Source organism: Rheinheimera marina (assembly GCF_042654345.1).
GTDB lineage: Bacteria > Pseudomonadota > Gammaproteobacteria > Enterobacterales > Alteromonadaceae > Pararheinheimera > Pararheinheimera marina.
Genome location: NZ_JBHSGB010000001.1, coordinates 334,425 through 356,271 on the forward strand (window position 1 = coordinate 334,425; position 21,847 = coordinate 356,271).

The following is a 21,847-nucleotide window of genomic DNA, read 5'->3' on the forward strand; positions in this document are numbered from 1 at the left end:
TTAAATCAACCAAAACAAATGAAAAAAATTAATAAAATCAACAACATGCAATTGATAACGCTTCGCTTTAAGACCAGAATTCTTGCTAAGCTTTTGCCGGGCAGCCATCTGCGGCCTTTGTGTGGTTTGGCTGCAGGGCAAAACTGGGTATACTCGGCGGCATCTAACTTGCGGAGCTGTTGTGTATGTCTGCCTCTACCCCGAAGAAATCACCGGGTTTTCTGCTGAATTTAGTCTTTAACATCATCATTCCGACACTGGTCCTGAGCAAACTCAGTGAAGAGCATCTGCTGGGGCCCGTGTGGGCTTTAGTGGCGGCTTTGGCCTTCCCAGTCTGTTTTGGTTTGTATGAGCTGAAGCAAAGCCAGAAAGTGAATCTGTTATCGGTGTTGGGTATTGTCAGTGTGTTGCTGACCGGCGGTATCAGCTTACTGCAGCTGGACCCCGCTTATATCGCCATTAAAGAAGCTGCAGTCCCCGGGTTAATTGCGCTGGCGGTGTTTTTCAGCCAGTTCACTAAGTACCCGCTGGTGAAGAAAATCCTGCTCAATGATGAACTGCTGGACCTGAGCAAATTACAACAGAGCCTGCAGCAGAAAAATGCAGTTGCTTTGTTTGAGCAAAAACTACGGCACTGCGCTTATCTGGTCAGCGCCACTTTTGTGTTGTCGTCCGTGCTGAATTACGGCCTGGCCAAATACCTGCTGGTCAGCCAGCCAGGCACACCAGCCTTTAACGAAGAGCTGGCACAAATGACCGCGCTGAGTTACCCGGTTATTGCTTTGCCTTCAATGCTGATGTTGATGGTGGCGATTTTTTACCTGTTTTACCAAATTGGCAAAGTGACAGGCGAATCGGTAGAAAACTTTTTACGCCAGTAGCAGCGGCTGCATACGCTGATAAGCGGCGGCTAAATCGGCAATTAAATCATCCGGATCTTCCAGGCCAATATGCAGCCGCAGCAGCGGGCCTGCGTAAGGCCAGTGGCTTGCGGTACGCAGTTTTTGAATACTTAGGTTTGGAATAATCAGGCTTTCAAAGCCGCCCCACGAAAAACCCATTTTGAAGTGCGCCATGCCTTCGATAAAGGCCTGCACCGCTTTCGCGTCGCCTTGTTTCAGCACAAAAGAGAACAGACCATTGCTGCCGGTAAAGTCACGCTTGAATATGTCGTGACCTGGGTTGCCCGGCAACGCCGGGTGGCGCACCGTTTCCACCCAATCCTGATGCGCTAACCAGTTGGCCACCTTCAGCGCATTGGCCTGATGTTGCTCCAGCCTGATTTTTAACGTGCGCAGACCACGGCTCGCCAGATAGGCATCGTCGGCCGAAGCACAGTAGCCCATCAGGTAACTCTGCTCACGCAATTGTGGCCAGTACTGAGAATTGGCGGTGGCAATACCCAGCATGGCATCCGAATGGCCCACAATGTATTTGGTCGCGGACTGAATACAGATATCTATCCCGAGGGCATAGGCATCCAGTAACAAAGGCGTGCCCCAGGTGTTGTCCAGCAGCAGGCAAATGCCCTGCGCTTTGGCCACCGCCGCTATGGCCGGAATATCCTGCACTTCCATGGTCAGTGAGCCAGGTGACTCCAGAAAAATTGCTTTGGTGTTGGGCCGGATCAGATCCGCGATGGCGGCGCCCAACAAAGGGTCATAGTAGGTGGTTTCAATGCCAAGGCCAGCCAGCAGCTTGTCGCAAATAGCCCGGGTCGGTTCGTAAGCAGTATCCACCATCAGCAAGTGGTCGCCTTGCTTCAGCACGGTCAGCAGAGCCGCGTTAATAGCTGCAGCTCCGCAAGGGTATAACGCACAGCCTGCCGAGCCTTCCAGCTCACAAATGGCTTCTTGCAGTGCAAAGTGAGTAGCGGTGCCGCGACGACCATAATACGGCACGCGGTCGCCCCGCTTGGCGGTGGCATGTTTCAGCTCGTCCATGGTGTCAAACACAATAGTAGAAGCCCGGACTACCGGGGGGTTGACCGCAGACCCGGTCCATTCTTTGCCACGGCCGGCGTGGATCAGTTGCGTTGCTTTTCTCATGGAAAACCTCAGACATCCAGATGTCTGATTAAGTTACCTGATTTCGTTAATCAGGACCAGACGGCGATTTGATCTTTTTGGATCAATTGTTCCAAGGCGGGCCTGGCAAAGTAGTAGCCCTGGAACCATTGAATACCCTGAGCCCAGAGGTAATCCAACTCCGCTTGGGATTCAATGCCTTCGGCCAGCACCTTGGTATTAAGCTGCTGACACACCGTCAGTATGCCTTTGAGTACCGCCTGCTTAAGCGGGTCCTGATCAATATCACGAATCAGCCCCATATCCAGTTTCAGCACGGCAGGAGTCAATGCAGTCAACCAAGCCAGGCTGGCGTAGCCAGCACCAAAATCGTCAATCGCTGTAATAAAGCCGCGCTTAGCGTAGCTTTCGAATATGCGTTTCAGCTTGGCCTGATCGGTAATTTGCTCACCTTCAGTCACTTCAAACATAATTTGCCGGATATCAAATCCAAACAGATCGGCCGCTTCAATAGTGGCCCGGATACAGGTTTCCGGGTTATACACCGCATTGGGCAGGAAATTAATACTGAGCAGTTTGCGCAGACCCAGCCTGGAAGCCGTTTCAATGGCTTTGACCCGACAGGCCTGATCAAAATAATATTTGTTATGGTCGTTGATGTGATCAAACACCCAGCCGGCCCCCTGGCCCTCAGGTCCTCGCACCAAGGCTTCATACCCAACTATGTCCTGCGCTGCCCAGTCGATGATCGGCTGGAAGGCCATTTTTATGTCAAATCCTAATGACTTGCCGCTGAGGCAATCCATGCAGCTTTGTTGTTTAATTTGCGCGGGGAATTCCATAACGCCTGGCTCAGAAAATTCGACTGAAATTACCTTAAGTTAGGCGCTGCTCCCAGTGCAAGGGCTTTTGCATACTGCTGACACAACAGGCTGACAGCTTCAGTAAAACTACGGCCATAACTGACCACGCCGTCTTCGTGACCCAACATAGTAAACAGCGCTGGCGCATCACCTTGCTGACAAACTAGCTGCTGCACGGCCAATGCCATTTCCACAGTGCCATAAGGAATATCAGCGCTGGTATGTGGCAGTTGCAGTGCAGCCGTCTGTTGCCAAATCGCCGGGCAATGCGCATGCACCACGACCTGCACCCTGGCGTCCGCCTGATAAATGGCGGCATGCGTCATCGACTCGGACGAAGGTGCAGTGTCACCACAAGCCCACAGCTGGTTGCAGCCAATGTCGACCTTCGTCACCAGCGCATAATCCGCGGCCTGCAATTGCAAGGGGCCGCCGGTCTGGGTACCGCTGATCATAAATTCGTTCTGGCCAGAGCGTTGGCTCAGGTTGCCAAAGCCATAATTGTCATAACGCTTTGGGTGCTGGCCCAGCATACCCAACTGATGTAACAGGGTGCGCCAGGCGTTGATTTCGCTGATTTGCCCTGCTGTTAGCACAGCAGCGGGCTGAAAATTCAGCTGAAATTTAATCACCCCTTCCTGTTCATGCATACCTGCGCCTCAGATGTTTTTACTGGCGCCATTATAAAATTCCTCCTTTGCTACACCAGCCGCCTGGAAGCCTGCACTGGTCCGGACTGGACAGGTATGTATAATGGCAGCAATCTTCTGCGGGCCTGGTTTTATGAAATACAACGATCTGCGTGACTTTATCGACCAGCTGGAACAGCGTGGTTTACTCAAACGCATCCGGATGGAAGTCGACCCTTACCTGGAAATGACCGAAATAGCCGACCGTACGCTGCGAGCTGAGGGCCCGGCCTTACTGTTTGAAAACCCTAAAGGTTTTGACATTCCTGTGCTGGTGAATTTATTCGGCACGCCGGAGCGGGTCGCTTTGGGCATGGGCCAGACCGATGTGTCGGCGCTGCGTGAAGTCGGTAAGTTATTGGCCTTTTTAAAAGAGCCGGACCCACCAAAAGGCTTTAAAGACGCCTGGGACAAACTGCCAGTGTTTAAGCAGGTGCTGAACATGCCTGCCAAACAGGTGCGCAAAGCGCCTTGTCAGCACGTGGTACTGACCGGCGACCAGGTGGATTTAACCAAACTGCCGGTGATGACCTGCTGGCCTGGCGACGTGGCGCCTTTGATCACCTGGGGTTTAACGGTAACCCGCGGCCCACATAAAGAACGGCAGAATCTGGGTATTTACCGCCAGCAGGTGCTTGGCAAAAACAAAGTCATCATGCGCTGGTTATCACACCGCGGCGGCGCTTTGGATTTCTTTGAATGGCAAAAAGCCCACCCAGGCGAGCCTTTCCCTGTGTCTGTCGCCTTAGGTGCCGACCCGGCCACTATTCTGGGCGCAGTGACGCCGGTGCCGGATACCCTGTCTGAATACGCTTTTGCCGGATTATTGCGGGGTGACAACACCGAGGTGGTGAAATGCCTCAGCAACGACTTGCAGGTACCAGCCAGCGCCGAGTTTGTGCTGGAAGGGTACATTATGCCAGGTGAAATGGCGCCTGAAGGCCCCTACGGAGACCATACCGGCTATTACAACGAAGTGGACCAGTTCCCGGTCTTTACTGTGACCCATCTGACCCATAGAGAAAAACCAATTTACCACAGCACCTACACGGGCCGGCCACCGGATGAACCCGCCATTTTGGGCGTGGCGTTAAATGAAGTCTTTGTGCCGATACTGCAAAAGCAGTTTCCGGAGATTGTCGATTTCTACCTGCCGCCGGAAGGCTGCTCCTACCGCATGGCGGTAGTCACCATGAAAAAGCAGTACCCAGGCCATGCCAAGCGAGTGATGATGGGTGTCTGGTCTTTCCTGCGCCAGTTTATGTACACCAAATTTGTGATTGTTTGCGACGACGACGTCAACGCCCGTGACTGGAAAGACGTGATGTGGGCTATTACCACCCGGATGGACCCGGCGCGCGACACCACGCTGATTGAAAACACCCCCATCGATTACCTGGATTTCGCCTCGCCAGTGTCCGGTTTGGGCTCCAAAATGGGCATGGACGCAACCAATAAATGGCCAGGTGAGACCAGCCGCGAATGGGGTGAGCCGATAGTGATGACGCCGGAAGTGAAACAAAAAGTCGACGCCATCTGGGCTGAACTGAATATTCTGCCGGAGTAAAAATGAGCCAGCAGGCGGATTTTCAGGTCACCATTGAGCCAAGCGGTCTGACGTTCAGCGTCGGGCCTACGGAAACAGTGCTGCAGGCGGCACTGCGTCAGGGCATTGATTTCCCGCACCGCTGCCAGCAGGGTGTGTGCACCGCCTGCGTCTGCCGCCTGCGCTCCGGCACTGTGACCTACCTGCCGCCTGAGCCACTCAGCGCACAAGACAAATCCATGAACTTTACCTATTGTTGTCTGGCCTTTGCCAGCAGCGATTTGGTGTTACATCATCCTTTTATTCGTGGTTAAGCCACAGGGTTATTCATGAGCAAAATTCGTTGTACCGTTGCACAGTTATCGCCGTTAACCTCTGGGGTCACCCGGGTTGTGCTGACACCAGAAAGCCAGGTGCCTTACCGGCCGGGCCAGTACCTGCAAATCTGGCTGAGTGACGAGGACAAGCGGCCTTTTTCGATTGCGTCCATAGCCGCGCAAGGCCAACTGGAGCTGCATATTGGTGGCGCTGTCACCGACCAGTACGCCAGCCAGGCGTTAGCGCATTTGCAGCAACACAGCGAAATAACCGCAGAAGTCGGCCTGGGTCAGGCCTTCTGGCGTGAACACAGTCAGAACCCTATTATTTTGCTGGCCGGCGGCACCGGCTTTTCCTATGTGTACAGCATTGCGCAGGCAATAGCTGCTGCTGGGGTAAAACGACCGGTGTTTCTGTACTGGGGGGTGCGGGATGAAAGCGCGCTGTACCATCAGACCGAACTGGCTGCCTGGGCCGCAACAGACGAGCATTATCGCTTTATTCCGGTGGTGCAGAACCCAACTGAACAGTGGCAAGGCCGGACAGGCTTGGTGCACGAAGCCATACTGCAGGATTTTGTTTCGCTGGAAGCCTACGACATCTATCTGGCCGGGCCTTTTGCCATGGCCGGTGTGGTGCGGGCGGCGTTTTTAGAGCAAGGCGGCAAACGCGAACAAATGTTTGCCGATGCCTTTGCCTATATCTAGAACCTGTATCGCTTAACCGGGAGCGTTAAAACGCTCCCCTACATAAAACATTAACCCAGCGTCAGCTGAATTTTTGCGATCACGTCCAGCGCCTTTTGCTTAGCGTGATCCGTGCTGTCACCCAAGGCCAGCGCCACGCCCATCCGGCGTTCCCCCTGCACTTCAGGTTTGCCAAAAATCCGCAGGTCGGTGTCCGGCTGCATTAACGCTTGCGCCAGATTGCCATAACCAATTTCCCGTGATTGTCCGGCTACCAGCAACACCGCAGAGGCGGCCGGTCCGTATTGGCGGATCAACGGAATAGGCAACCCCAGAATAGCGCGGGCATGCAAGGCAAACTGGGTGTAGTTTTGCGAAATCAGCGTCACCATACCGGTGTCATGTGGCCGTGGCGACACTTCACTGAACCAGACCTGGTCGCCTTTGACAAACAGCTCGACTCCAAATAAACCCCGACCGCCCAAAGCTTCAGTCACTTTGGCAGCATACTGCTGAGCCAGCTCCAACGCTTTGGGCGACATCGCCTGCGGCTGCCAGGATTCACGATAATCGCCTTTTTCCTGGCGGTGGCCGACAGGTTCACAGAACTGAGTGCCAGACACTGAACGGACAGTCAGCAGGGTAATCTCGTAGTCAAAGTCGATAAAGCCTTCAACAATCACCCGACCTTTACCGGCCCGGCCACCTTCTTGCGCATAAGCCCAGGCGGCTTCCAGATCCGCAGCTGATTTCAGCACCGACTGACCTTTGCCGGATGACGACATAATAGGCTTCACCACACAGGGGTAACCCACAGCAGCGACCGCAGCCAGGTAGCTGGCCTTGTCGTCGGCAAACTGGTAGTTGGAGGTCGGCAAGCCCAGCTGTTCGGCGGCCAGACGACGAATGCCCTCACGGTTCATCGTCAGGTTGGCCGCTTTGGCGGTCGGCACCACAGTAAAACCTTGCTGCTCCAGCTCAACCAGCGTGCTGGTGGCCACAGCTTCTAACTCAGGCACAATCAGCGCCGGTTTTTCTTTGATCACAATCTGCCGCAGTGCAGAAGGGTCCAGCATCGAAATCACATAGTGACGGTCAGCCACTTGCATCGCCGGTGCATTGGCGTAGCGGTCTACCGCGATCACTTCGCAGCCTAAACGTTTTAATTCGATACAGACTTCTTTACCCAGCTCGCCACTGCCCAGTAACAAGACTTTGTGGGCGTTGGTGGCACCTGGCGTTCCAATACGGCTCATATACGGCTCCTGCAATGCAATTGCGCAGAGCATATCAAAACTTGCCTGCAGTGGCCGACTTTTTCCGGCCACTGGGCTATAGTCTGCGCAAAAAAGTAAGAGTACTTTGAATGAACATAAAATTATGCCCGCGTTGTGGCCAGTCCAATGCCTGTATGGCGCAAACTGACAGGCCACAGGACTGCTGGTGTATGCAGCTAACGTTGTCAGCAACCTTAAAGGGCCAATTGCCTGAAAGCAGCCAGTGTTACTGCGAGCGCTGCCTGCGACAACTGCAGCAACAGGCCGAGGCACAGCCGCAAATTTATCGGCCGGTTCAGCCCTGAGGCGGGTCGGATTTATCGTCAGCTTTAGCGGTTTGGGCGGCCGCTTGTTGCCACTGGCCTGAACGCTTCATTGCGCCCCAGCTGCTTTTACTGTTGCGCATCCAACGCCACAACCCCTTCAGCCGCCACCAGGAGTTCAGCTGGCGATAACCAAAGTTTTCAATAATCGCCAGGCTAAATAGCCGCAAAATGCTGCGCCGCCCCGGGTATACCGGGTATGACATTTCTTCCAGCACCAAAGCCACCACCGAAATCAGCACACCAAAGCCAATAGTGGCGACCAGAAACGCCAGCATAGCGACCGGATCCAACCAGCCGGCCAGCCATGCAGTCAACATAAAGAGGTAACCAGCCACTTCAATGGCAGGACCAAAAGCTTCAAAAATTAGCGAAAACGGATAAGCCAGCCAACCGACAGCGCCAGCTTTGCGGTGAAATAACAAGGAACGGTTGGCCATCAGACTTTCCAGCAAGCCGCGCTGCCAGCGTACCCGCTGGTTGCTCAGTGTCGCCAGGTCTTCAGGCGCTTCAGTCCAGCACACCGGGTCTGGAATAAAGTAAACCCGGTACGGCCGCTGCGTTAACCGGAACAACTTATGCAGCCGCACCACCAGCTCCATATCTTCACCAATGGTGTTATGCCGGTAGCCACCGGCTTCAATCACAGCCGATTTACGGAACACCCCAAAGGCGCCACTGATAATCAATAAACAATTCAGTGGTGACCAGCCCAAACGACCGAACAGAAAACCGCGCAGGTATTCAATGATTTGCAGCTGAGGCAACAATTTTTCCGGCAACGCGGCCTTGAGCAATAAGCCGTCTTTCACTTCGCAGCCATTGGCAATGCGCACCGTGCCACCGGCAGCAATCGCATAGGGATCATCCAGAAAAGGTCGGATAATGCGCTGCAAACTGTCGCGTTGCAAAATAGAATCGGCGTCCACCCCACAAAACAACGGAAACCTGGACAAATTAATGCCCGCGTTTAAAGCGTCGGCTTTACCACCGTTTTGTTTGTCGATGACTTTCAGGTTTGGATAACGGCTGGACTGGTAAATTCCCAGTATCGGTTGGCAAGCCAGGTGCAGTGGACAAGTGGCCGAAGAAGGCACCAGCTGAAACTGTTCTTTCAGCACCTGCATGGTTAAATCTTTTGAGCCGTCGTTGACGACTATGACTTCGTATTCAGGGTAGGTCAGCTGTAACAAGGAATGAATAGAACCAGAAATGGTTGCTTCTTCATTGTAAGCAGGCACCAGCACCGAAATAGGCGGTAAAAAGCTGGCATAACTGGCTGGCATGAGTTCGGTGCGGGCAGACTGGATCTGCCCACGCATCACCCACAGCGCAATCAGGTTCAGTGCCAGATAACCTAAAGACAACAACACGAAATAGCCGATAAACAGCCATTGCAATACAGCCACCACCGGGCTGCCCAGGCCAAACTGCAGGTCCTGCTGCAACTGAGTTAACCAGTCCATGCTGTCCTCTTCATACGTTCGGTTTCATCCAGTACCTGATGCAATATATCCCGGGCGAAGGGGTCGTCCAGTTGCAGCCAGTGTTGCTGTTCTTCCACACTGACATCCGGTAGCTGCAACAACGACTGTGCAGCCCGGTAGCGCACCCACCAGCTTTTATCCTGTAACAGGATCAGCAACAAGGGCACATCGTCTTTGCTACCCAAGCGTCCCAGCGCTTTGGCCAATTGAACTCTGACCTGCCAGTGCGGCGAGTTATGCAATAAACGCAGCGCAGGCAACAGATCCGGGGAAATGGTACTGGAGCAGGCGGTGGTCATCAGCTCCATCTGGTCCGGGTATTTCTCCAGCGCCAGCAGCACCAGCGGCTGACAATCGAGCGGCGACAACAAGGACATCAGTTTGATCAAGCGGCCCAGCTCTTTTACTGTGGCGCGTTCAGCGCTTTCAGTTAAAGCCCGGACAACTAACTCCGAAGGCAATCGCACCAATAACCCGGCCAACCGGCTGACCGACCAGTCGTCCCTGTGTAGCTGAGACAGCACCACAGGCAGCCCCAGCCAGGGGTCGATAGATAATAAAGAGCGGGCGGCCACCAGCGAAAACAGTGTTCTGGAATCAATCACATAAGGCATTAATTTGGCGAAGGCTTTTTTGTCCTGCACCAATCCGAGCGTCATAATCGCCGTCAGTTTTTTTTCATTGTCAAAGCTATCCAGCCATTGGTGCATCACGGGCACAAAACCCAAGCGTTGCGCCAAATCGGCCAGCCGCTCCGACGCAGAGCCCCGCACCGTTTGCTCCAGCTGCAACCACAACTGCACCACCACACCAAAACCAGCAGCGTCTAATGAAGGCAGCGGCTCCGCTGTTTGTTCCGTGTCATAAATCCAGCTAAACAGCAGTGGTGTCCATTGCTCGGTCGCCTCTTTGCGGTGCAAGTTACGCTTATCCCGCTCCTTGTGCATCACCAATGCCAGCACCAGCAGCAGCAAGGTCAGCACCAACAACGCAGCAGTGCTGTACCAGACTAATTGCAACAGCGGATCAGAAACTGTAGCGGACACTCAGACCATACTCCGTTTTCTCATACAACACGTCCTGTTCAGACCAACTGGCGTTGTAGAGCAATTGCCAGTTCGGGCTCAGCCCGAGCTGACCAAAAAAACCATAACGGCTGACATCCATCACCAGTACCCGGTTAGGTAAACGTTCCAGCTCCTTGCCTCGGACTGCCAGCAGTGTGATGGAGTCCGTGTCATTGAAGTAGTAACTCAGTTGCAGTAAATGGGTGTTGGCCGTTCCAGCGTCTTCTGGCCTTGAATGATAAAAGGTATAAGCCAGCCGGTAAGCCCCTATATAATGCTCATTCATCAGGCTGTAACTGTGGCTGTCCTGCTCGTCGTCCTGACTGAGCATCACGCCAGGAGTCACCACCCAGCCCGGAGTCCAGGACCAGGCCAGCTGCGAGCCGTAATTCAACTCAGGACGCACCCGGTTTTGTGGGCTGTACGCCGCCTGCCACAACCAGGTCAGTTCATTATTGAGTTTGTAGTTACCATCAAACAACCATTCCTGGTCCTGCAAGCCAAAACGCTCGCTGCGCTGATAACGGCCACCCCAGCCATAGGCGTCCTGCTGCTGGCGCAGGCCGGCAAAATAAAACCAGCCATCGGCCAGACCATTGCTCAATTGCTCTTGTCCCGAGCCTATTTCCAATTGCGTCGCACCAGCAAGCCCAGGGGCCAGCACCAACGCAGCCACGCATAACATTCTCATCAGCGCCTCTCCATCAGCCGTTTTAAACGGGCACTGAACTCATGAGGCTGAAAGGGTTTCACCAGATAATCATCGGCACCTTTTTTCAAGGCCGAGGCAATGTCCGATTCGCCCATTTTGGCGGTCAGTATCAACACCGGAACTTTCTGGCCGTGCGGCTGTTTACGGAGCTGCTCCAGCAAATACACGCCGTCCAGAAAAGGCAGCATCAGGTCCAGAATTACCGCAGAAAACCCTGGCTCGGCAATACGCTGTTCCGCCGCAATACCGTCTTTCAGCCACTCCACCTGATAGCCTTCACGCTGCAGAATAAACTGCAACAATTTACCTATCAGCTCATCATCTTCAATCAACAGTACAGTGGGTTTCATCGGATTTCCCTTTCAAAGCTCCCTTCTAGATATTCGATTTCGGTAGCAGGTTCAAGCCATCACCGGAAAAAGTCCTGCTTTCAGCTCTCAACCTTGATTTTTGTATACATTTTTAATTAATGTGTACAAGCAATTTCGAGGTGACTATTTCGAGGTGAGCATGCTGCTCAAAAGTTTACCGGCCATCAGTGCAGGTTTTGTCGCTGTTTTAGTGGGATTTGCCAGTTCGGTGGCTATTGTGTTTCAGGCCGCTGCCAGCGCCGGTGCCGATCAGGCAGTGCTGAACTCCTGGTTGCTTGCTTTGGGGTTGGCATTGGGGCTGACGGGGATCAGTCTGTCCTGGTATTTTCGTATGCCTGTGCTGACCGCCTGGTCAACGCCAGGAGCCGCTTTGCTGGTCAGCAGCCTGCAGGGTTTTAGTCTGGCAGAAGCGACCGGAGCCTTTATGCTCAGTGCAGCGATAAGCCTGGTGCTGGCACTGACCGGCTGGTTTGACAGTCTGTCCAGGCGCATTCCACTGCCGGTCGCCAGTGCCATGCTGGCTGGTATTTTGTTTAACTTTGGCGTCGCCCTGTTTAGCGGTTTGCAACAGGACTTTGTCTTGGTGCTGGGCATGCTGCTGTGTTTTTTAATCAGCAAAGAGTACTGGCCCCGTTATGCCACAGTGCTAACACTGGTCGTCGCGTTGATTTATGTCAGTCTGACCGGCCAGTTTCAGCCCGGTGAGCTGAGCCTGAGTTGGCCCAAGCCAGTCTGGGTCAGCCCAGAGTGGTCACTGGCCGCATTGATGGGCGTGGCTATTCCCCTTTGTATCGTCACCATGACGTCGCAGAATATTCCTGGTCTGGCGGTGTTACAAAGTGCCGGCTATCAGGTGCCCGCCCGTCCTGTACTGGCCGGTTGCGCGTTAAGCAACCTGCTGTTGGCGCCTTTGGGTGCCTTTTCAGTGAATCTGGCGGCCATCACCGCCGCAATTTGCGCCAGCCCGGAAGCCAACCCAGACCCGGCACAGCGCTACAAAGCCGCCATTGCAGCTGGTGTGTTTTATCTGCTCAGTGGCTTATGCGGCGCTGCGGTGGTTGCTTTATTTCTGGCGCTGCCTGCTGTGCTGGTCAGTGCTATTGCCGGTCTGGCGTTGCTCGGCACCATCAACAGCAATCTGGGGGCCAGCCTGCAGCCTGGTCCGGCCCGGGAAGCCGGCTTAATTACCTTGCTGCTGACGGTGTCCGGCATCAATTTCTTTGGCATAAATTCAGCCTTCTGGGGTTTAATTGCTGGCTTGGCGGTCTATACACTGCAGCAATGTATCCAGCGGAGAAAAACGGCGTGAAATCATTAAGTCTTTATCAACGCTTACGGCAGGATATCCGCCAGGGTATCTGGCCCGCGGGTCAGCTGATGAATCAACAAAAATTGTCAGACCATTACCAGGTCAGCCGCATTCCGGTGCGGGATGCGTTGCAGCAACTGAAAGCCGAGGGTTTGCTGGTGATGGCTGGCAAAGCCAGCCTGAAAGTGCCGGAGCTTTCTGCAGCCGAAGCCGAAGAGCTGTACCAAATTCGTTTGGCGCTGGAGCCATTGGCGTTGGAGCGCGCCTTGCCAGCCCTGAGCTTTCACCAATTAGGCCGGGCTGAGGATTTATTACAGCAGATTGAACAGCAACAGCATTTATCTGCGGCAGACCGTGGCGCCATGAACTGGCAGTTTCATGCGTTGCTGTATCAGGCTGGCGGGCAAAGCCCACAGCTGCTGCAACTGCTGGACAGAGTGCATCAGCAGGTCGAACGTTATCTGGGGTTTCAGGAGCTGGCACTGAACTACGCCGACACCAGCGCCACCGAACACTGGCAGTTATTGCAGTTGCTGCGCGACGGCCAGAGCCAGCAGGCGCTGACGCTGTTGCGCTCACATATAGCGCAGGCAGGCCAGCTACTGGTTCAGCATTTAACGACGCTGGAACAAACGACGGCCAGCGAGCAAAGCAACGCCGCTGACTAACCACAACCAGGACAAGGACCCTGAAGAACCGGACGAACCTGAAGAGCCAGACTCTTCAGCATCCAGGTTGTACTGGGTATTGGCTTTCAGAGTCAGGCTTGCTGCAGTGTCTGGCGCATCATTGATCACAGTGATTTTTTCAATCACCACCATATTGGCTGGGGTAATAGGCACATTGGCTGCTGCATCTGCGGCACTGTAATTACGCAGCGGGAATTTCGGTAAAGCCCCGGTTCCTGGCTGATACAGGCTGGCCACCGGGTCAATGATGCTCATGCCCGAACCAGTGACTATACCAAATACCGTAAAACCGCTGTTTTGACGGTCCAGATTCAGCTTATTGCTTGGGTCATTGTTATCAACCAGGTTGATAAACCATTGGCTGGTGGCACTGTCTGGTAAATATTCCCGTTTCGCCATTGCAATGGTGCCACGCACGTTGGACCATTTAGGCTCATTTTTTACCGTCGCTTTGGCAGTGACAGTCAACAGTGATGCATCATTGTTACCGCTGGTTTTGTAGCCACCACCCTGTACCATAAAGCCTTTCTCCGCTCTGTGGATGACGGAATTATCGTAAGAGCCATCTTTTAAATAACTTAAAAAGTTCTGCACTGTGGCAGGGGTGCTCTGGTCAAACAGGTTGATTTCAAAGTTGCCCATGCTGGTTTCTACCAGGACTATGGTCGCGTGAGCTGCCTGGCTGGCGGCCAGTAACGACAGGCCCAACAAGCTTTGTTTTACTAATGATGTCATGTTGCATTCCCAAACAAAAAAAACGCTGCACTCTAAACCATGATTTCAGGCAAACTCCAGCCGAATTACAATTAGTCACGAATTCAGTTGGCAAGGCTGATCGGTTTACATAAGACAAATTGCATGGTGATATTGTGTTCCTGAGAAAGCGGAGTAAGCTGGACCTGCATTACGGCCAAACCAGATAGTATATTCACCTGATGATCTTGCCTTTGTTGAACTCTGAACCGTTACGAACCTTAGGCCAGGCGTTGGTGATGGTAGTGAGCTATCTGCTGCTGGGAACTGCGGCGCTGAATCTGGCCATTGCACCCGCCTTTGCCACCGCCCTATTTCCACCTATCGGGGTCGCTGTCGCATTAACTCTGTTATGGGGTAACCGCACCCTGGCCGCAGTTTGGCTGAGCGCCCTTCTGCTCGATTTCAGCACCACGAATGGGCATACCTGGTGGATTTCTGCCGTTATCGCCACCAACAGCTGTCTGAGCGTAGCGCTGGCGGTCACTTTGGTCCGTCGTTATGCCAGTTTTCATCCCGCACTCACTTTCGAACGCAGCATTATTGGGTTAATGCTGCTGGCCGGCCCGGTCAGCTGCCTGCTGGGTTCCAGTCTGTCGGTGCTATTGTTAGTTCAGACCGGCCATATCAGCGCCGATCAACTCGTTCTGACCTGGCTTACCTGGTGGGTAGGTGATGCCTTGGGTGTTACGCTGTTTGTGCCGCTGGTGTTTGTTGTGCTGGCCAAGCCACGCAGTATCTGGCGTCCACGTTTTCTTACTCTGGCTTTGCCGATGCTGATCAGCATGGCGCTGGTCACCTCACTGTATAGCCGGGTTTTGCTGCAACATCAGGAAAGTACTCAACAGCAATTTTTTGAGCAAGCCAAGCAGGTCAGCAGCTCTTTTCAGTTCCGCCTTAGCAGAGTCATTCAGCAGATGCAGGCACTGGAGCGATTGCTGGCGCTGAATCCACAGCTGACGCAACAGCAGTTTGCCGACTTTTTACTCGACTACAACTGGGCCGACTCCGGCGTGCTGGCATTCGACTACCTGCAATGGCTGAGCCCTGAGCAGCAGGCTCAGTTGCCAGCCGCTATCCAGCTGCGAAACTTTCAGCAAGATACACCGCCAACTTCCTATGCCGCTGTGACCCTGCTGACGGCAACCGCTTCCGGGGATACCTCGCGACTGGGCCTGAATATGTGGTCTGAAAAGCAGCGACAGGACGCATTGGATTACGCTGTCGTTTCAGGAAAAATCAGTATGACAACGCCAGTCCGGTTGCAAACTGGTGAATCTGCGGTGTTGCTGTTTCTACCAAGGTTTAAGCCGGCCAGTTCCGGCCTGACAGAAGAATCTGGCTGGCCGGGTTTGTCTGGTTTTATCTGTGCCGTATTAAGTACGGATTTATTGGTCGACTCCAGCCTGAAACAGTTTGACCATAGCAATTTTCATCTCACTATCACTGAATTGGCCAGTCATCAGCCGTTCCATAACGAAGCGCTGACTTTACCCGACTACGCCCATTATCTGGACTGGAATCAAATCTGGTCCTTCGCCGGGCGTTCCGTCGAACTCAGGCTGCAACCCAGCAAAGCATTCCTGGACCGGCATTCCGCTTTGTATAGCTGGTATGTGCTGGCCGGCGGTTTAGTGCTCTGCAGCTTATTGGGGATCTTTCTGTTAATACTGACCGGTCGCTCTGCCCGAACCGAACACCTGATTGCCCAGCGCACCAAAGAGCTGAGTTCGATTCTGGACAATGCGAACGAGTCCATCATTATTGTGGATCAACAAGGACTGATTGAGCGCGTCAATAAAGAAACCTCGGCATTGTTTGGCTATGAGGTGGATGAATTGCTCAAAGCTCCTGTCAGTAAGCTGCTGGCCATACTGCCAGACCATCGGAATCATCAGCTACTGCAGCCGCTCCAGCTGGACCAGCTGCAAGCCTGGGTGGGCCAGACCAGAGAACTGACAGGCCTGCATCAAAGCGGTGAGCAACTGCCATTGGAGATAGGCTTAAGCCGGGTGGATCTGGCCGACAAACACCTGTTTACACTGATGCTGCATGATCTGCGTGAACGTAAAAAAGTCGAGCGGATGAAAAGCGAGTTTATCTCTACCGTCAGCCACGAACTGCGAACACCGCTGACATCGATTAAAGGCTCCCTTGGCTTATTGGTCGGTGGCGTCGCCGGCCCGTTGCCAGCCCAGGCGTCACAACTGCTGCAAATCGCCAAAATGAATACAGACCGGCTGACCCGGTTGGTGAATGATATTCTCGACATTGAAAAGCTGGAATTTGGTCAGTTGAAACTGCAACCGGCTGAAACCGACATTGCAGCAGTGATGCAGGAAGCCCTGCAACAAAACCAGGCCTATGCAGAGCAGTATCAGGTCCGGCTGACCTTTAACGGCGATGCGGATCCCGGCCATTATTGCCTCTATCTGGATAAGTTCAGGCTGTTGCAGGTGCTGTCGAACCTCATATCCAATGCGGTGAAGTTCTCGCCCATCCAGGCTGAAGTGCAGCTGGGTTACCAAATAGTCGGGCAATTTGTTGAACTCCGGGTACAAGACCAGGGCTGCGGTATTGCCGAGTCTTTTCGCAGTAAAATATTCGACAAATTCGCGCAGGCCGACAGTTCGGACAGCCGGAACAACCAAGGCTCAGGTTTGGGCCTGAATATCAGTAAAACTCTGGTTGAGATGATGCAAGGCCGGATTGATTTTGAATCTGAAATCGGTGCCGGTACCACCTTTATTCTGTACTTTCCGCTGTACCCGGCAACCCATGCTAATCCCAGCTGACGTTATTGCCGCCTTGCACCGCCCTTTGCAGTAATTCAATCAGGGGAACAGCCCGCTGGCGCAGACTGACCGGGGCGTCGGACTCATCATCAATTTTTGCAGCGGAGTTTTCGTCCTGCCAGTGCTGCAGTTGCTGCTGCAGTCTGGCCAGACAGGCCGCGACATCTTCCGCATAAAAGGCACCAGGCACCTTACCGCTATGTCCCATCATCTGCAGCAATTGCACAGCCACCTGGCCAAACATGGTGATTGAGGCCGAATCTTTTGAATAAAAAGTGACTAACATAACCACCTCCGAACCTCACATTAAGCAGTATAGAGCGCTTTGCCAGCCACAGTACAAAGCACTACGACACCTTCGCCCTGCTTTGACGGAATTTGTTCAGTACAGAAAGCACTTTTTCACCGGAAAATGGTTTGACGATAAATGACGACGCGCCGCTGCTAATGCTTTCTTTCACGTTCACCAAGGTGCTGACACCACTGACCATCACCACAAAGCATTCCGGGTTAATTTCTTTAAAACGCCGCAGCAGAATGAGGCCCGATTGATCGGGCAATTCAATATCGAGAAAGACCAGTTTCGGCTGGTGCAAGTTAAACAGTTTTAACGCTTGTGACGCCGTACTGGCATGCTGGTAGCTCCAAATGTATTTTTCCAGCCGGGCTTCAAACTTCAGATTGGTCAGGTTATTTTGCAGCAACTGCCGGGTAAACTCTTGATCATCAACCAATAATACCGTGTGGGTCTCGCGCATTCTCAAGCACCTCGGGTTTTCAATGCCACCAACAGAGAGCTCAGTTGCTTCGCCTGCGGTGGAATGTTTTGCTCTTCCCACAACAATTGCAGTTCATGCGCAAGGGCTGAAATTTCACCTTCGCCAAAGCAGGCGGCATTGCCTTTCAGCCGATGCACAATATGCTTCACCGTCTGCCAGTCACCTGCCTGCGAAGCAACCTCTAACTCGATGGCAGCCTGCGTCAGTGACTGCAGAAACAGCTGCTGCAAATCCCCCGGCACCGCCAGTTTCTGTAACTTAATCCGGGTCAGCGACCCCAACCAGGCATGGATATCCGCCCAATTCCACGGGCTTTGAAAATGCTCAGCGGCTTCAGGCACATGGCAGGACCCAACACAAAGTACGCCTAAAGGAATGTCGTAACCCGCTTGTCGGATGAGTTGCAAATTATCCGACAGCTCAGGCGGAACCGCATCGGTCAGGCAAAGCATGGCGTCAAAATGTTGCACCAGAGCCAGTTCAACCCATTGGGTAAGGGAGCTTGCCAGTGTGGTCTTGTAACCCGCTGATTGCAGCTTAGATTCCACATCTGAACAAGAATTTTCCTGAGTTAAATCAGTGATCAGAAGTTTAAGTGGCACAATGAACTCTCAGCTTTTTTCTGTTAAAACCAGTATGTGCCGTGGACGCCTGTCAGGTCAAATCTGTCTTAGCGCAACCGGCTCGGGCTATGCTGTACCTGCCCGTCTCCTAAAGTTGGCCTGTTAGTCGGATTCATCTGGAAATAACGGGTTGAACTGCTTAGAGTATTAGCAGAAAGAGTGGAAGGAAATCCCATGAAAAATGTCAGTCTGAGCCAACGTATTTACCTGAGTTTTTTATTAATCGTCGGCGCCATCGTGCTTTGCGGTGCCTTATTTTATCAGCGGGCACAAATTAACGAAGCCAATGTCACCTCCATCGAAAAGTCCGATTTCAAAGGGATGGATATGGCCAGAGACATCCGCCGGGAAACAGCGGATCACTGGACTGAGCTGAATCAAATTGTGATTGAGCTGAAGTTGACGCCGGGAAACAGCAGTCAAATCCTTGCGACTGGCAGCACGACCCTGCAGTCGATGGAGAAAAGTATTCAGGCCACTTACCAGGATTATGCAAATACCATCACGCTGGAGAAAGACCAGGAGTTATACAAGCAACTGCAAAACCAATTGGACCTGTACTTTAACCTGGTGAAAGGCACATTGGCGCAAGCGGCAACCGGAGGTGACGAGCCTCTGATGCTGGCGTTAAACCAAGGGAAAAGTGCCTGGTTTGCCGCCCGTGAGACCTTAAATGAAATGGTCAACCTGAATGAAAACAGCTTTAACACCAATGTGGACTTGTTGCATAAAGGCATAGTACGCAATGTATACGTGGTATTCAGCGGCATCCTGCTGGCCATCCTTATTGCATCCGCCAGTGGTTTCTTTTTGCGTCGGGCCATTATGGCGCCTATTGCATCAGTGTTAACCGGTATGCAAAAGATGGGCGATGGCGTCCTGACGCATCGTATTGCAATGCACAATAACGATGAATTCGGCACCATCATCCAGGGGTTTAACTCGATGGCCGAATCGCTGAAAGAGCTGGTCCTGCAGACGCAAAGCTCAGCGGTTCAACTGGCGACTTCTATAACCGAGCTGGCAGCCACCTCCAAACAACAACAAGCCACTGTCACCGAAACCGCCGCCACTACCGCGGAGATTGGCGCCACCTCCAAACAAATTGCCGCCACAGCTAAACAATTACTGCAAACGGTAAATGAAACCGCAGATACCGCCGATCAAACGGCCCGCTTGGCGCAAACCAGCCAGACCTCCGTCAGCAATATGGACGACGTGATGCGTCAACTGTCGTCTGCTGCCGAAATGGTCGCAGGCAAGCTGGCCTTGTTGAATGAACGCGCCACAGGGATTAACCAGGTGGTGATCACCATCATGAAAGTGGCAGATCAGACCAATCTGTTGTCACTGAACGCCGCCATTGAAGCCGAAAAAGCCGGAGAATACGGCAAGGGCTTTACCGTGGTCGCCAACGAAATCCGCCGCTTGGCCGACCAGACTGCTATTGCCACCTTCGACATTGAACAAATGGTGCGCGAAATACAGTCTGCAGTGGCAGCTGGTGTGATGGGGATCGACAAGTTCTCCGAAGAGGTGCGGCGCGGTTCCGCCGACATGGTGCATATCAGCGAACAACTGTCGCTGATTATTGAGCAAGTGCAAGAGCTGGCACCACATATTCAGCAGGTCAACGAAGGGATGGGCCAGCAATCCGAAGGCGCAGAACAAATTAATCTTGCACTGAGCCAACTGACGGATGCCACGTCCCAGACGGTAGAGTCGCTGGTGCAAACCACGGCAACTGTCGACAGTATGACCGACATCGCCGGCAAGTTACGCACTGGTGTCAACAGGTTTAAGGTCTGAGTCATGGCCAGCTCAGCTGCAGAGGCCAGTCGGTTACATTTACTGTTTCGGTTACAGCATGACCTGTATGCCATTCAGGCCACCGAAATCGAAGTGGTGCTGCGTCGGCCGACGCTGAAACAGTGCCCGGGAGCCCCGGTATGGGTTGCAGGCCTGTTGCACTATCAGGGCACTTCCGTGCCAGTGCTGGATTTATACCAACGCCTTTTACAGCGGGAAGCCGACTGGAAAACCAGCACCCGACTGGTGTTGGTGCATTATAAAAGTCAGCTGCTGGGCTTACTGCTGGAACAGGTCCATCGCTTCGAACGACTGAGCGATCAGCACTGGCACGACAGTCGGTTGCTGCTGCCAGACAGCAAATACCTCGGTCAGGTACAGCAACACGAGGCTCTGGGCCTGATTCAGCAGGTACAGCTGGCAGAGTTATTACCGGGTGATGTGCTCAAGGTACTGTATCCGCAGGCACAAACCTGAGGTCACCTGCATGACAGCGTTGATTGAACAACTTTTGCAGCAACGTATCGGCATGGATATCCGCTCTGTCGGTCAACAAAGCCTTCAACGGGTGTTATCCGGGGAATTGCAAAAATTCGCCTGCAATCTGAGTTCGTATCAACAGCAACTGCCGCAGTCCGACGCCATGTGGACCTCCCTGGTGGAAGCCATAGTGGTGCCCGAGACCTGGTTTTTTCGTTACCCTGAGTCGTTTCGTCTGGTGGCCGAACTGGCGTCGCACCTGTTGAACAAACAGGATGGGACTAAGCTGTCGTTGCTTTGTTTGCCTTGTTCAACCGGAGAAGAACCCTATTCGCTGGCCATTACCCTGATGCAACAAGGCTATCAGCCACACCAATTCCAAATTGACGCGCTGGACATCAATACCAAGGTGCTGGCTCAGGCGAAGCAAGGTAGCTTTCGCGACTATTCATTCCGTGGTTGCCCTGCAGGTTTAAAAGAACGTTATTTCACCGCACGTGACGGGCTTTATCAAATCCATCCCGAAATCCGGAAAACCGTCAATTTCCGCTATGGCAATTTATTAGACCCAGCCAGCTTGCCGCCGAAAAAATACCATTTGGTATTTTGCCGTAATCTGCTGATTTATTTTGATCAGGACACCCAACAAGCCGCGGTGCGTCAGTTGAGACAATTAATGCTGTCCACGGCTTACCTGTTTTCCGGCCCGGCGGAAACCGGTGCTTTTGTCAAAGCGGGCATGGTAAGCCTGACACAGCGCGACAGCTTCGCTTTTGCTGACCCACAAAAGCAGCCTCAACTGGAACCAGCTAAATCCACAAAGGCCACAACTGTCAGTGCAGCGGCGCTTAAAACACCGAAAATGTCCCCGGCTAAACCGGCCGGGCAGACCGGCAGACCGAGCAGCACCAGGGTGTTACCTCAAGCTGCGCCCGTCAAAAAAAATACCTCGTTGCTTGACGACATTGAGCGTCAGGCCAACCAAGGGCAGCTGACTCAGGCACTGGCACTGTGCCAACAAGCCTTGATTGAACTGGGACCCTCAGCTCAGCTGTTTTACTTATGGGGGCTGCTGTCAGACAGTCTGAACCAAAAAGGCAATGCCGAGATCTACTACCGAAAAACCCTGTATATTGAACCCTTACATGCACAGGCGCTTAAACAATTAGCCGCTCTATTACGCGCACAAAATGATTACGCCGCCGCAGAGCGTTTTGAACAGCGCCTGAACCCAAGGAAATAGC

23 protein-coding genes are annotated in these 21,847 nt (G+C 53.1%); 11 read left to right on the forward strand and 12 right to left on the reverse strand.

Annotated elements, in window-relative coordinates; translation table 11 throughout:
* The first annotated feature begins 185 nt into the window (after positions 1-185).
* Positions 186-881 (forward strand): VC0807 family protein, encoded by a 696-nt coding sequence (locus ACFO3I_RS01600; RefSeq protein WP_377331201.1) that lies wholly within the window; start codon positions 186-188, stop codon positions 879-881.
* On the opposite strand, the gene metC is transcribed toward ACFO3I_RS01600, so the two are convergent.
* The 3 genes from metC to ACFO3I_RS01615 are packed head-to-tail and all read right to left on the reverse strand — an operon-like array spanning position 870 to position 3,540.
* Positions 870-2,048, reverse strand: a complete 1,179-nt coding sequence (metC, locus tag ACFO3I_RS01605; RefSeq protein WP_377331202.1) for a cystathionine beta-lyase — start codon at positions 2,046-2,048, stop codon at positions 870-872. The genes ACFO3I_RS01600 and metC overlap by 12 nt on opposite strands.
* 50 nt (positions 2,049-2,098) lie before the next feature.
* Positions 2,099-2,869, reverse strand: a complete 771-nt coding sequence (locus ACFO3I_RS01610; protein ID WP_377331204.1) for an EAL domain-containing protein — start codon at positions 2,867-2,869, stop codon at positions 2,099-2,101.
* A 29-nt stretch (positions 2,870-2,898) separates the two neighbouring features.
* Positions 2,899-3,540 (reverse strand): class II aldolase/adducin family protein, encoded by a 642-nt coding sequence (locus ACFO3I_RS01615; RefSeq protein WP_377331206.1) that lies wholly within the window; start codon positions 3,538-3,540, stop codon positions 2,899-2,901.
* Between the two features lie 133 nt (positions 3,541-3,673).
* Between ACFO3I_RS01615 and ubiD the strand changes: the two genes are divergently transcribed.
* The 3 genes from ubiD to fre are packed head-to-tail and all read left to right on the forward strand — an operon-like array spanning position 3,674 to position 6,150.
* Positions 3,674-5,146 carry a 4-hydroxy-3-polyprenylbenzoate decarboxylase gene (gene ubiD / locus ACFO3I_RS01620; protein ID WP_377331333.1) on the forward strand — a complete coding sequence of 491 codons (1,473 nt, stop codon included), beginning with the start codon at positions 3,674-3,676 and terminating at the stop codon, positions 5,144-5,146.
* A 2-nt stretch (positions 5,147-5,148) separates the two neighbouring features.
* Positions 5,149-5,439 carry a 2Fe-2S iron-sulfur cluster-binding protein gene (locus ACFO3I_RS01625; protein WP_377331207.1) on the forward strand — a complete coding sequence of 97 codons (291 nt, stop codon included), beginning with the start codon at positions 5,149-5,151 and terminating at the stop codon, positions 5,437-5,439.
* A 15-nt stretch (positions 5,440-5,454) separates the two neighbouring features.
* A complete protein-coding gene (gene fre / locus ACFO3I_RS01630; protein WP_377331209.1) occupies positions 5,455-6,150 on the forward strand; it encodes an NAD(P)H-flavin reductase in 696 nt (231 codons plus the stop codon).
* A gap of 50 nt (positions 6,151-6,200) precedes the next feature.
* Here fre and purT read toward each other — a convergent pair whose 3' ends face one another.
* Entirely contained in the window at positions 6,201-7,385 is a 1,185-nt protein-coding gene (gene purT / locus ACFO3I_RS01635) for a formate-dependent phosphoribosylglycinamide formyltransferase (RefSeq protein ID WP_377331211.1), read from the reverse strand.
* A gap of 110 nt (positions 7,386-7,495) precedes the next feature.
* Between purT and ACFO3I_RS01640 the strand changes: the two genes are divergently transcribed.
* The gene (locus tag ACFO3I_RS01640) at positions 7,496-7,711 is read left to right on the forward strand and encodes a cysteine-rich CWC family protein (RefSeq protein ID WP_377331213.1); all 216 of its coding nucleotides are present in this window, start codon (positions 7,496-7,498) and stop codon (positions 7,709-7,711) included.
* On the opposite strand, the gene ACFO3I_RS01645 is transcribed toward ACFO3I_RS01640, so the two are convergent.
* Genes ACFO3I_RS01645 through ACFO3I_RS01660 form a run of 4 tightly spaced genes read right to left on the reverse strand, consistent with a single transcriptional unit; the run spans position 7,702 to position 11,345 of the window.
* Positions 7,702-9,195: a glycosyltransferase family 2 protein gene (locus tag ACFO3I_RS01645; protein WP_377331215.1), complete on the reverse strand. Its 1,494-nt coding sequence runs from the start codon at positions 9,193-9,195 to the stop codon at positions 7,702-7,704. The two genes, ACFO3I_RS01640 and ACFO3I_RS01645, sit on opposite strands and share 10 nt — an antisense overlap.
* Positions 9,183-10,262: a HEAT repeat domain-containing protein gene (locus ACFO3I_RS01650; RefSeq protein ID WP_377331217.1), complete on the reverse strand. Its 1,080-nt coding sequence runs from the start codon at positions 10,260-10,262 to the stop codon at positions 9,183-9,185. Before ACFO3I_RS01650 ends, ACFO3I_RS01645 begins: the two co-directional genes overlap by 13 nt.
* Positions 10,243-10,974 (reverse strand): YaiO family outer membrane beta-barrel protein, encoded by a 732-nt coding sequence (locus ACFO3I_RS01655; RefSeq protein ID WP_377331218.1) that lies wholly within the window; start codon positions 10,972-10,974, stop codon positions 10,243-10,245. Before ACFO3I_RS01655 ends, ACFO3I_RS01650 begins: the two co-directional genes overlap by 20 nt.
* Entirely contained in the window at positions 10,974-11,345 is a 372-nt protein-coding gene (locus ACFO3I_RS01660) for a response regulator transcription factor (RefSeq protein WP_337841809.1), read from the reverse strand. Before ACFO3I_RS01660 ends, ACFO3I_RS01655 begins: the two co-directional genes overlap by 1 nt.
* 160 nt (positions 11,346-11,505) lie before the next feature.
* Between ACFO3I_RS01660 and ACFO3I_RS01665 the strand changes: the two genes are divergently transcribed.
* Complete coding sequence (locus ACFO3I_RS01665) at positions 11,506-12,675, forward strand: benzoate/H(+) symporter BenE family transporter (protein WP_377331221.1); 1,170 nt, start codon at positions 11,506-11,508, stop codon at positions 12,673-12,675.
* Entirely contained in the window at positions 12,672-13,343 is a 672-nt protein-coding gene (locus tag ACFO3I_RS01670) for a GntR family transcriptional regulator (protein ID WP_377331222.1), read from the forward strand. The genes ACFO3I_RS01665 and ACFO3I_RS01670 overlap by 4 nt, the downstream gene beginning before the upstream one ends.
* On the opposite strand, the gene ACFO3I_RS01675 is transcribed toward ACFO3I_RS01670, so the two are convergent.
* Entirely contained in the window at positions 13,290-14,099 is an 810-nt protein-coding gene (locus tag ACFO3I_RS01675; protein WP_377331224.1) for a peptidylprolyl isomerase, read from the reverse strand. The genes ACFO3I_RS01670 and ACFO3I_RS01675 overlap by 54 nt on opposite strands.
* Positions 14,100-14,311: 212 nt before the next feature.
* On the opposite strand from ACFO3I_RS01675, the gene ACFO3I_RS01680 reads away from it, so the two are divergent.
* Positions 14,312-16,912 (forward strand): ATP-binding protein, encoded by a 2,601-nt coding sequence (locus ACFO3I_RS01680; protein ID WP_377331226.1) that lies wholly within the window; start codon positions 14,312-14,314, stop codon positions 16,910-16,912.
* Here the strand turns inward: ACFO3I_RS01680 and ACFO3I_RS01685 are convergent.
* The 3 genes from ACFO3I_RS01685 to ACFO3I_RS01695 all read right to left on the reverse strand — a co-directional run bounded on the left by ACFO3I_RS01685 (position 16,899) and on the right by ACFO3I_RS01695 (position 18,293).
* Positions 16,899-17,198 carry a DUF1840 domain-containing protein gene (locus tag ACFO3I_RS01685; RefSeq protein ID WP_377331227.1) on the reverse strand — a complete coding sequence of 100 codons (300 nt, stop codon included), beginning with the start codon at positions 17,196-17,198 and terminating at the stop codon, positions 16,899-16,901. The two genes, ACFO3I_RS01680 and ACFO3I_RS01685, sit on opposite strands and share 14 nt — an antisense overlap.
* Positions 17,199-17,259: 61 nt before the next feature.
* Positions 17,260-17,670, reverse strand: a complete 411-nt coding sequence (locus ACFO3I_RS01690) for a response regulator (protein WP_377331229.1) — start codon at positions 17,668-17,670, stop codon at positions 17,260-17,262.
* A 2-nt stretch (positions 17,671-17,672) separates the two neighbouring features.
* The gene (locus ACFO3I_RS01695; RefSeq protein WP_377331231.1) at positions 17,673-18,293 is read right to left on the reverse strand and encodes an Hpt domain-containing protein; all 621 of its coding nucleotides are present in this window, start codon (positions 18,291-18,293) and stop codon (positions 17,673-17,675) included.
* 195 nt (positions 18,294-18,488) lie between these two features.
* On the opposite strand from ACFO3I_RS01695, the gene ACFO3I_RS01700 reads away from it, so the two are divergent.
* From ACFO3I_RS01700 to ACFO3I_RS01710, 3 genes are read left to right on the forward strand one after another with little or no spacing between them, the layout of a single operon-like run.
* Positions 18,489-20,123, forward strand: a complete 1,635-nt coding sequence (locus ACFO3I_RS01700) for a methyl-accepting chemotaxis protein (RefSeq protein WP_377331233.1) — start codon at positions 18,489-18,491, stop codon at positions 20,121-20,123.
* A 3-nt stretch (positions 20,124-20,126) separates the two neighbouring features.
* Positions 20,127-20,600 carry a chemotaxis protein CheW gene (locus tag ACFO3I_RS01705; protein ID WP_377331235.1) on the forward strand — a complete coding sequence of 158 codons (474 nt, stop codon included), beginning with the start codon at positions 20,127-20,129 and terminating at the stop codon, positions 20,598-20,600.
* 10 nt (positions 20,601-20,610) lie between these two features.
* Positions 20,611-21,846, forward strand: coding sequence for a CheR family methyltransferase (locus tag ACFO3I_RS01710; protein WP_377331237.1), 1,236 nt, complete (start codon positions 20,611-20,613; stop codon positions 21,844-21,846).
* Position 21,847 lies beyond the last annotated feature (1 nt).

Coding starts and splice junctions, on each gene's coding strand:
- ACFO3I_RS01600 (WP_377331201.1), top strand. CDS start 186: ATGTCTGCCTCTACCCCGAAGAAATCACCGGGTTTTCTGCTGAATTTA.
- ubiD (WP_377331333.1), top strand. CDS start 3,674: ATGAAATACAACGATCTGCGTGACTTTATCGACCAGCTGGAACAGCGT.
- ACFO3I_RS01610 (WP_377331204.1), bottom strand. CDS start 2,869: ATGGAATTCCCCGCGCAAATTAAACAACAAAGCTGCATGGATTGCCTC.
- ACFO3I_RS01710 (WP_377331237.1), top strand. CDS start 20,611: ATGACAGCGTTGATTGAACAACTTTTGCAGCAACGTATCGGCATGGAT.
- ACFO3I_RS01655 (WP_377331218.1), bottom strand. CDS start 10,974: ATGAGAATGTTATGCGTGGCTGCGTTGGTGCTGGCCCCTGGGCTTGCT.
- ACFO3I_RS01705 (WP_377331235.1), top strand. CDS start 20,127: ATGGCCAGCTCAGCTGCAGAGGCCAGTCGGTTACATTTACTGTTTCGG.
- purT (WP_377331211.1), bottom strand. CDS start 7,385: ATGAGCCGTATTGGAACGCCAGGTGCCACCAACGCCCACAAAGTCTTG.
- ACFO3I_RS01640 (WP_377331213.1), top strand. CDS start 7,496: ATGAACATAAAATTATGCCCGCGTTGTGGCCAGTCCAATGCCTGTATG.
- fre (WP_377331209.1), top strand. CDS start 5,455: ATGAGCAAAATTCGTTGTACCGTTGCACAGTTATCGCCGTTAACCTCT.
- ACFO3I_RS01690 (WP_377331229.1), bottom strand. CDS start 17,670: ATGCGCGAGACCCACACGGTATTATTGGTTGATGATCAAGAGTTTACC.
- ACFO3I_RS01660 (WP_337841809.1), bottom strand. CDS start 11,345: ATGAAACCCACTGTACTGTTGATTGAAGATGATGAGCTGATAGGTAAA.
- ACFO3I_RS01675 (WP_377331224.1), bottom strand. CDS start 14,099: ATGACATCATTAGTAAAACAAAGCTTGTTGGGCCTGTCGTTACTGGCC.
- ACFO3I_RS01615 (WP_377331206.1), bottom strand. CDS start 3,540: ATGCATGAACAGGAAGGGGTGATTAAATTTCAGCTGAATTTTCAGCCC.
- ACFO3I_RS01645 (WP_377331215.1), bottom strand. CDS start 9,195: ATGGACTGGTTAACTCAGTTGCAGCAGGACCTGCAGTTTGGCCTGGGC.
- ACFO3I_RS01700 (WP_377331233.1), top strand. CDS start 18,489: ATGAAAAATGTCAGTCTGAGCCAACGTATTTACCTGAGTTTTTTATTA.
- ACFO3I_RS01665 (WP_377331221.1), top strand. CDS start 11,506: ATGCTGCTCAAAAGTTTACCGGCCATCAGTGCAGGTTTTGTCGCTGTT.
- ACFO3I_RS01625 (WP_377331207.1), top strand. CDS start 5,149: ATGAGCCAGCAGGCGGATTTTCAGGTCACCATTGAGCCAAGCGGTCTG.
- ACFO3I_RS01685 (WP_377331227.1), bottom strand. CDS start 17,198: ATGTTAGTCACTTTTTATTCAAAAGATTCGGCCTCAATCACCATGTTT.
- metC (WP_377331202.1), bottom strand. CDS start 2,048: ATGAGAAAAGCAACGCAACTGATCCACGCCGGCCGTGGCAAAGAATGG.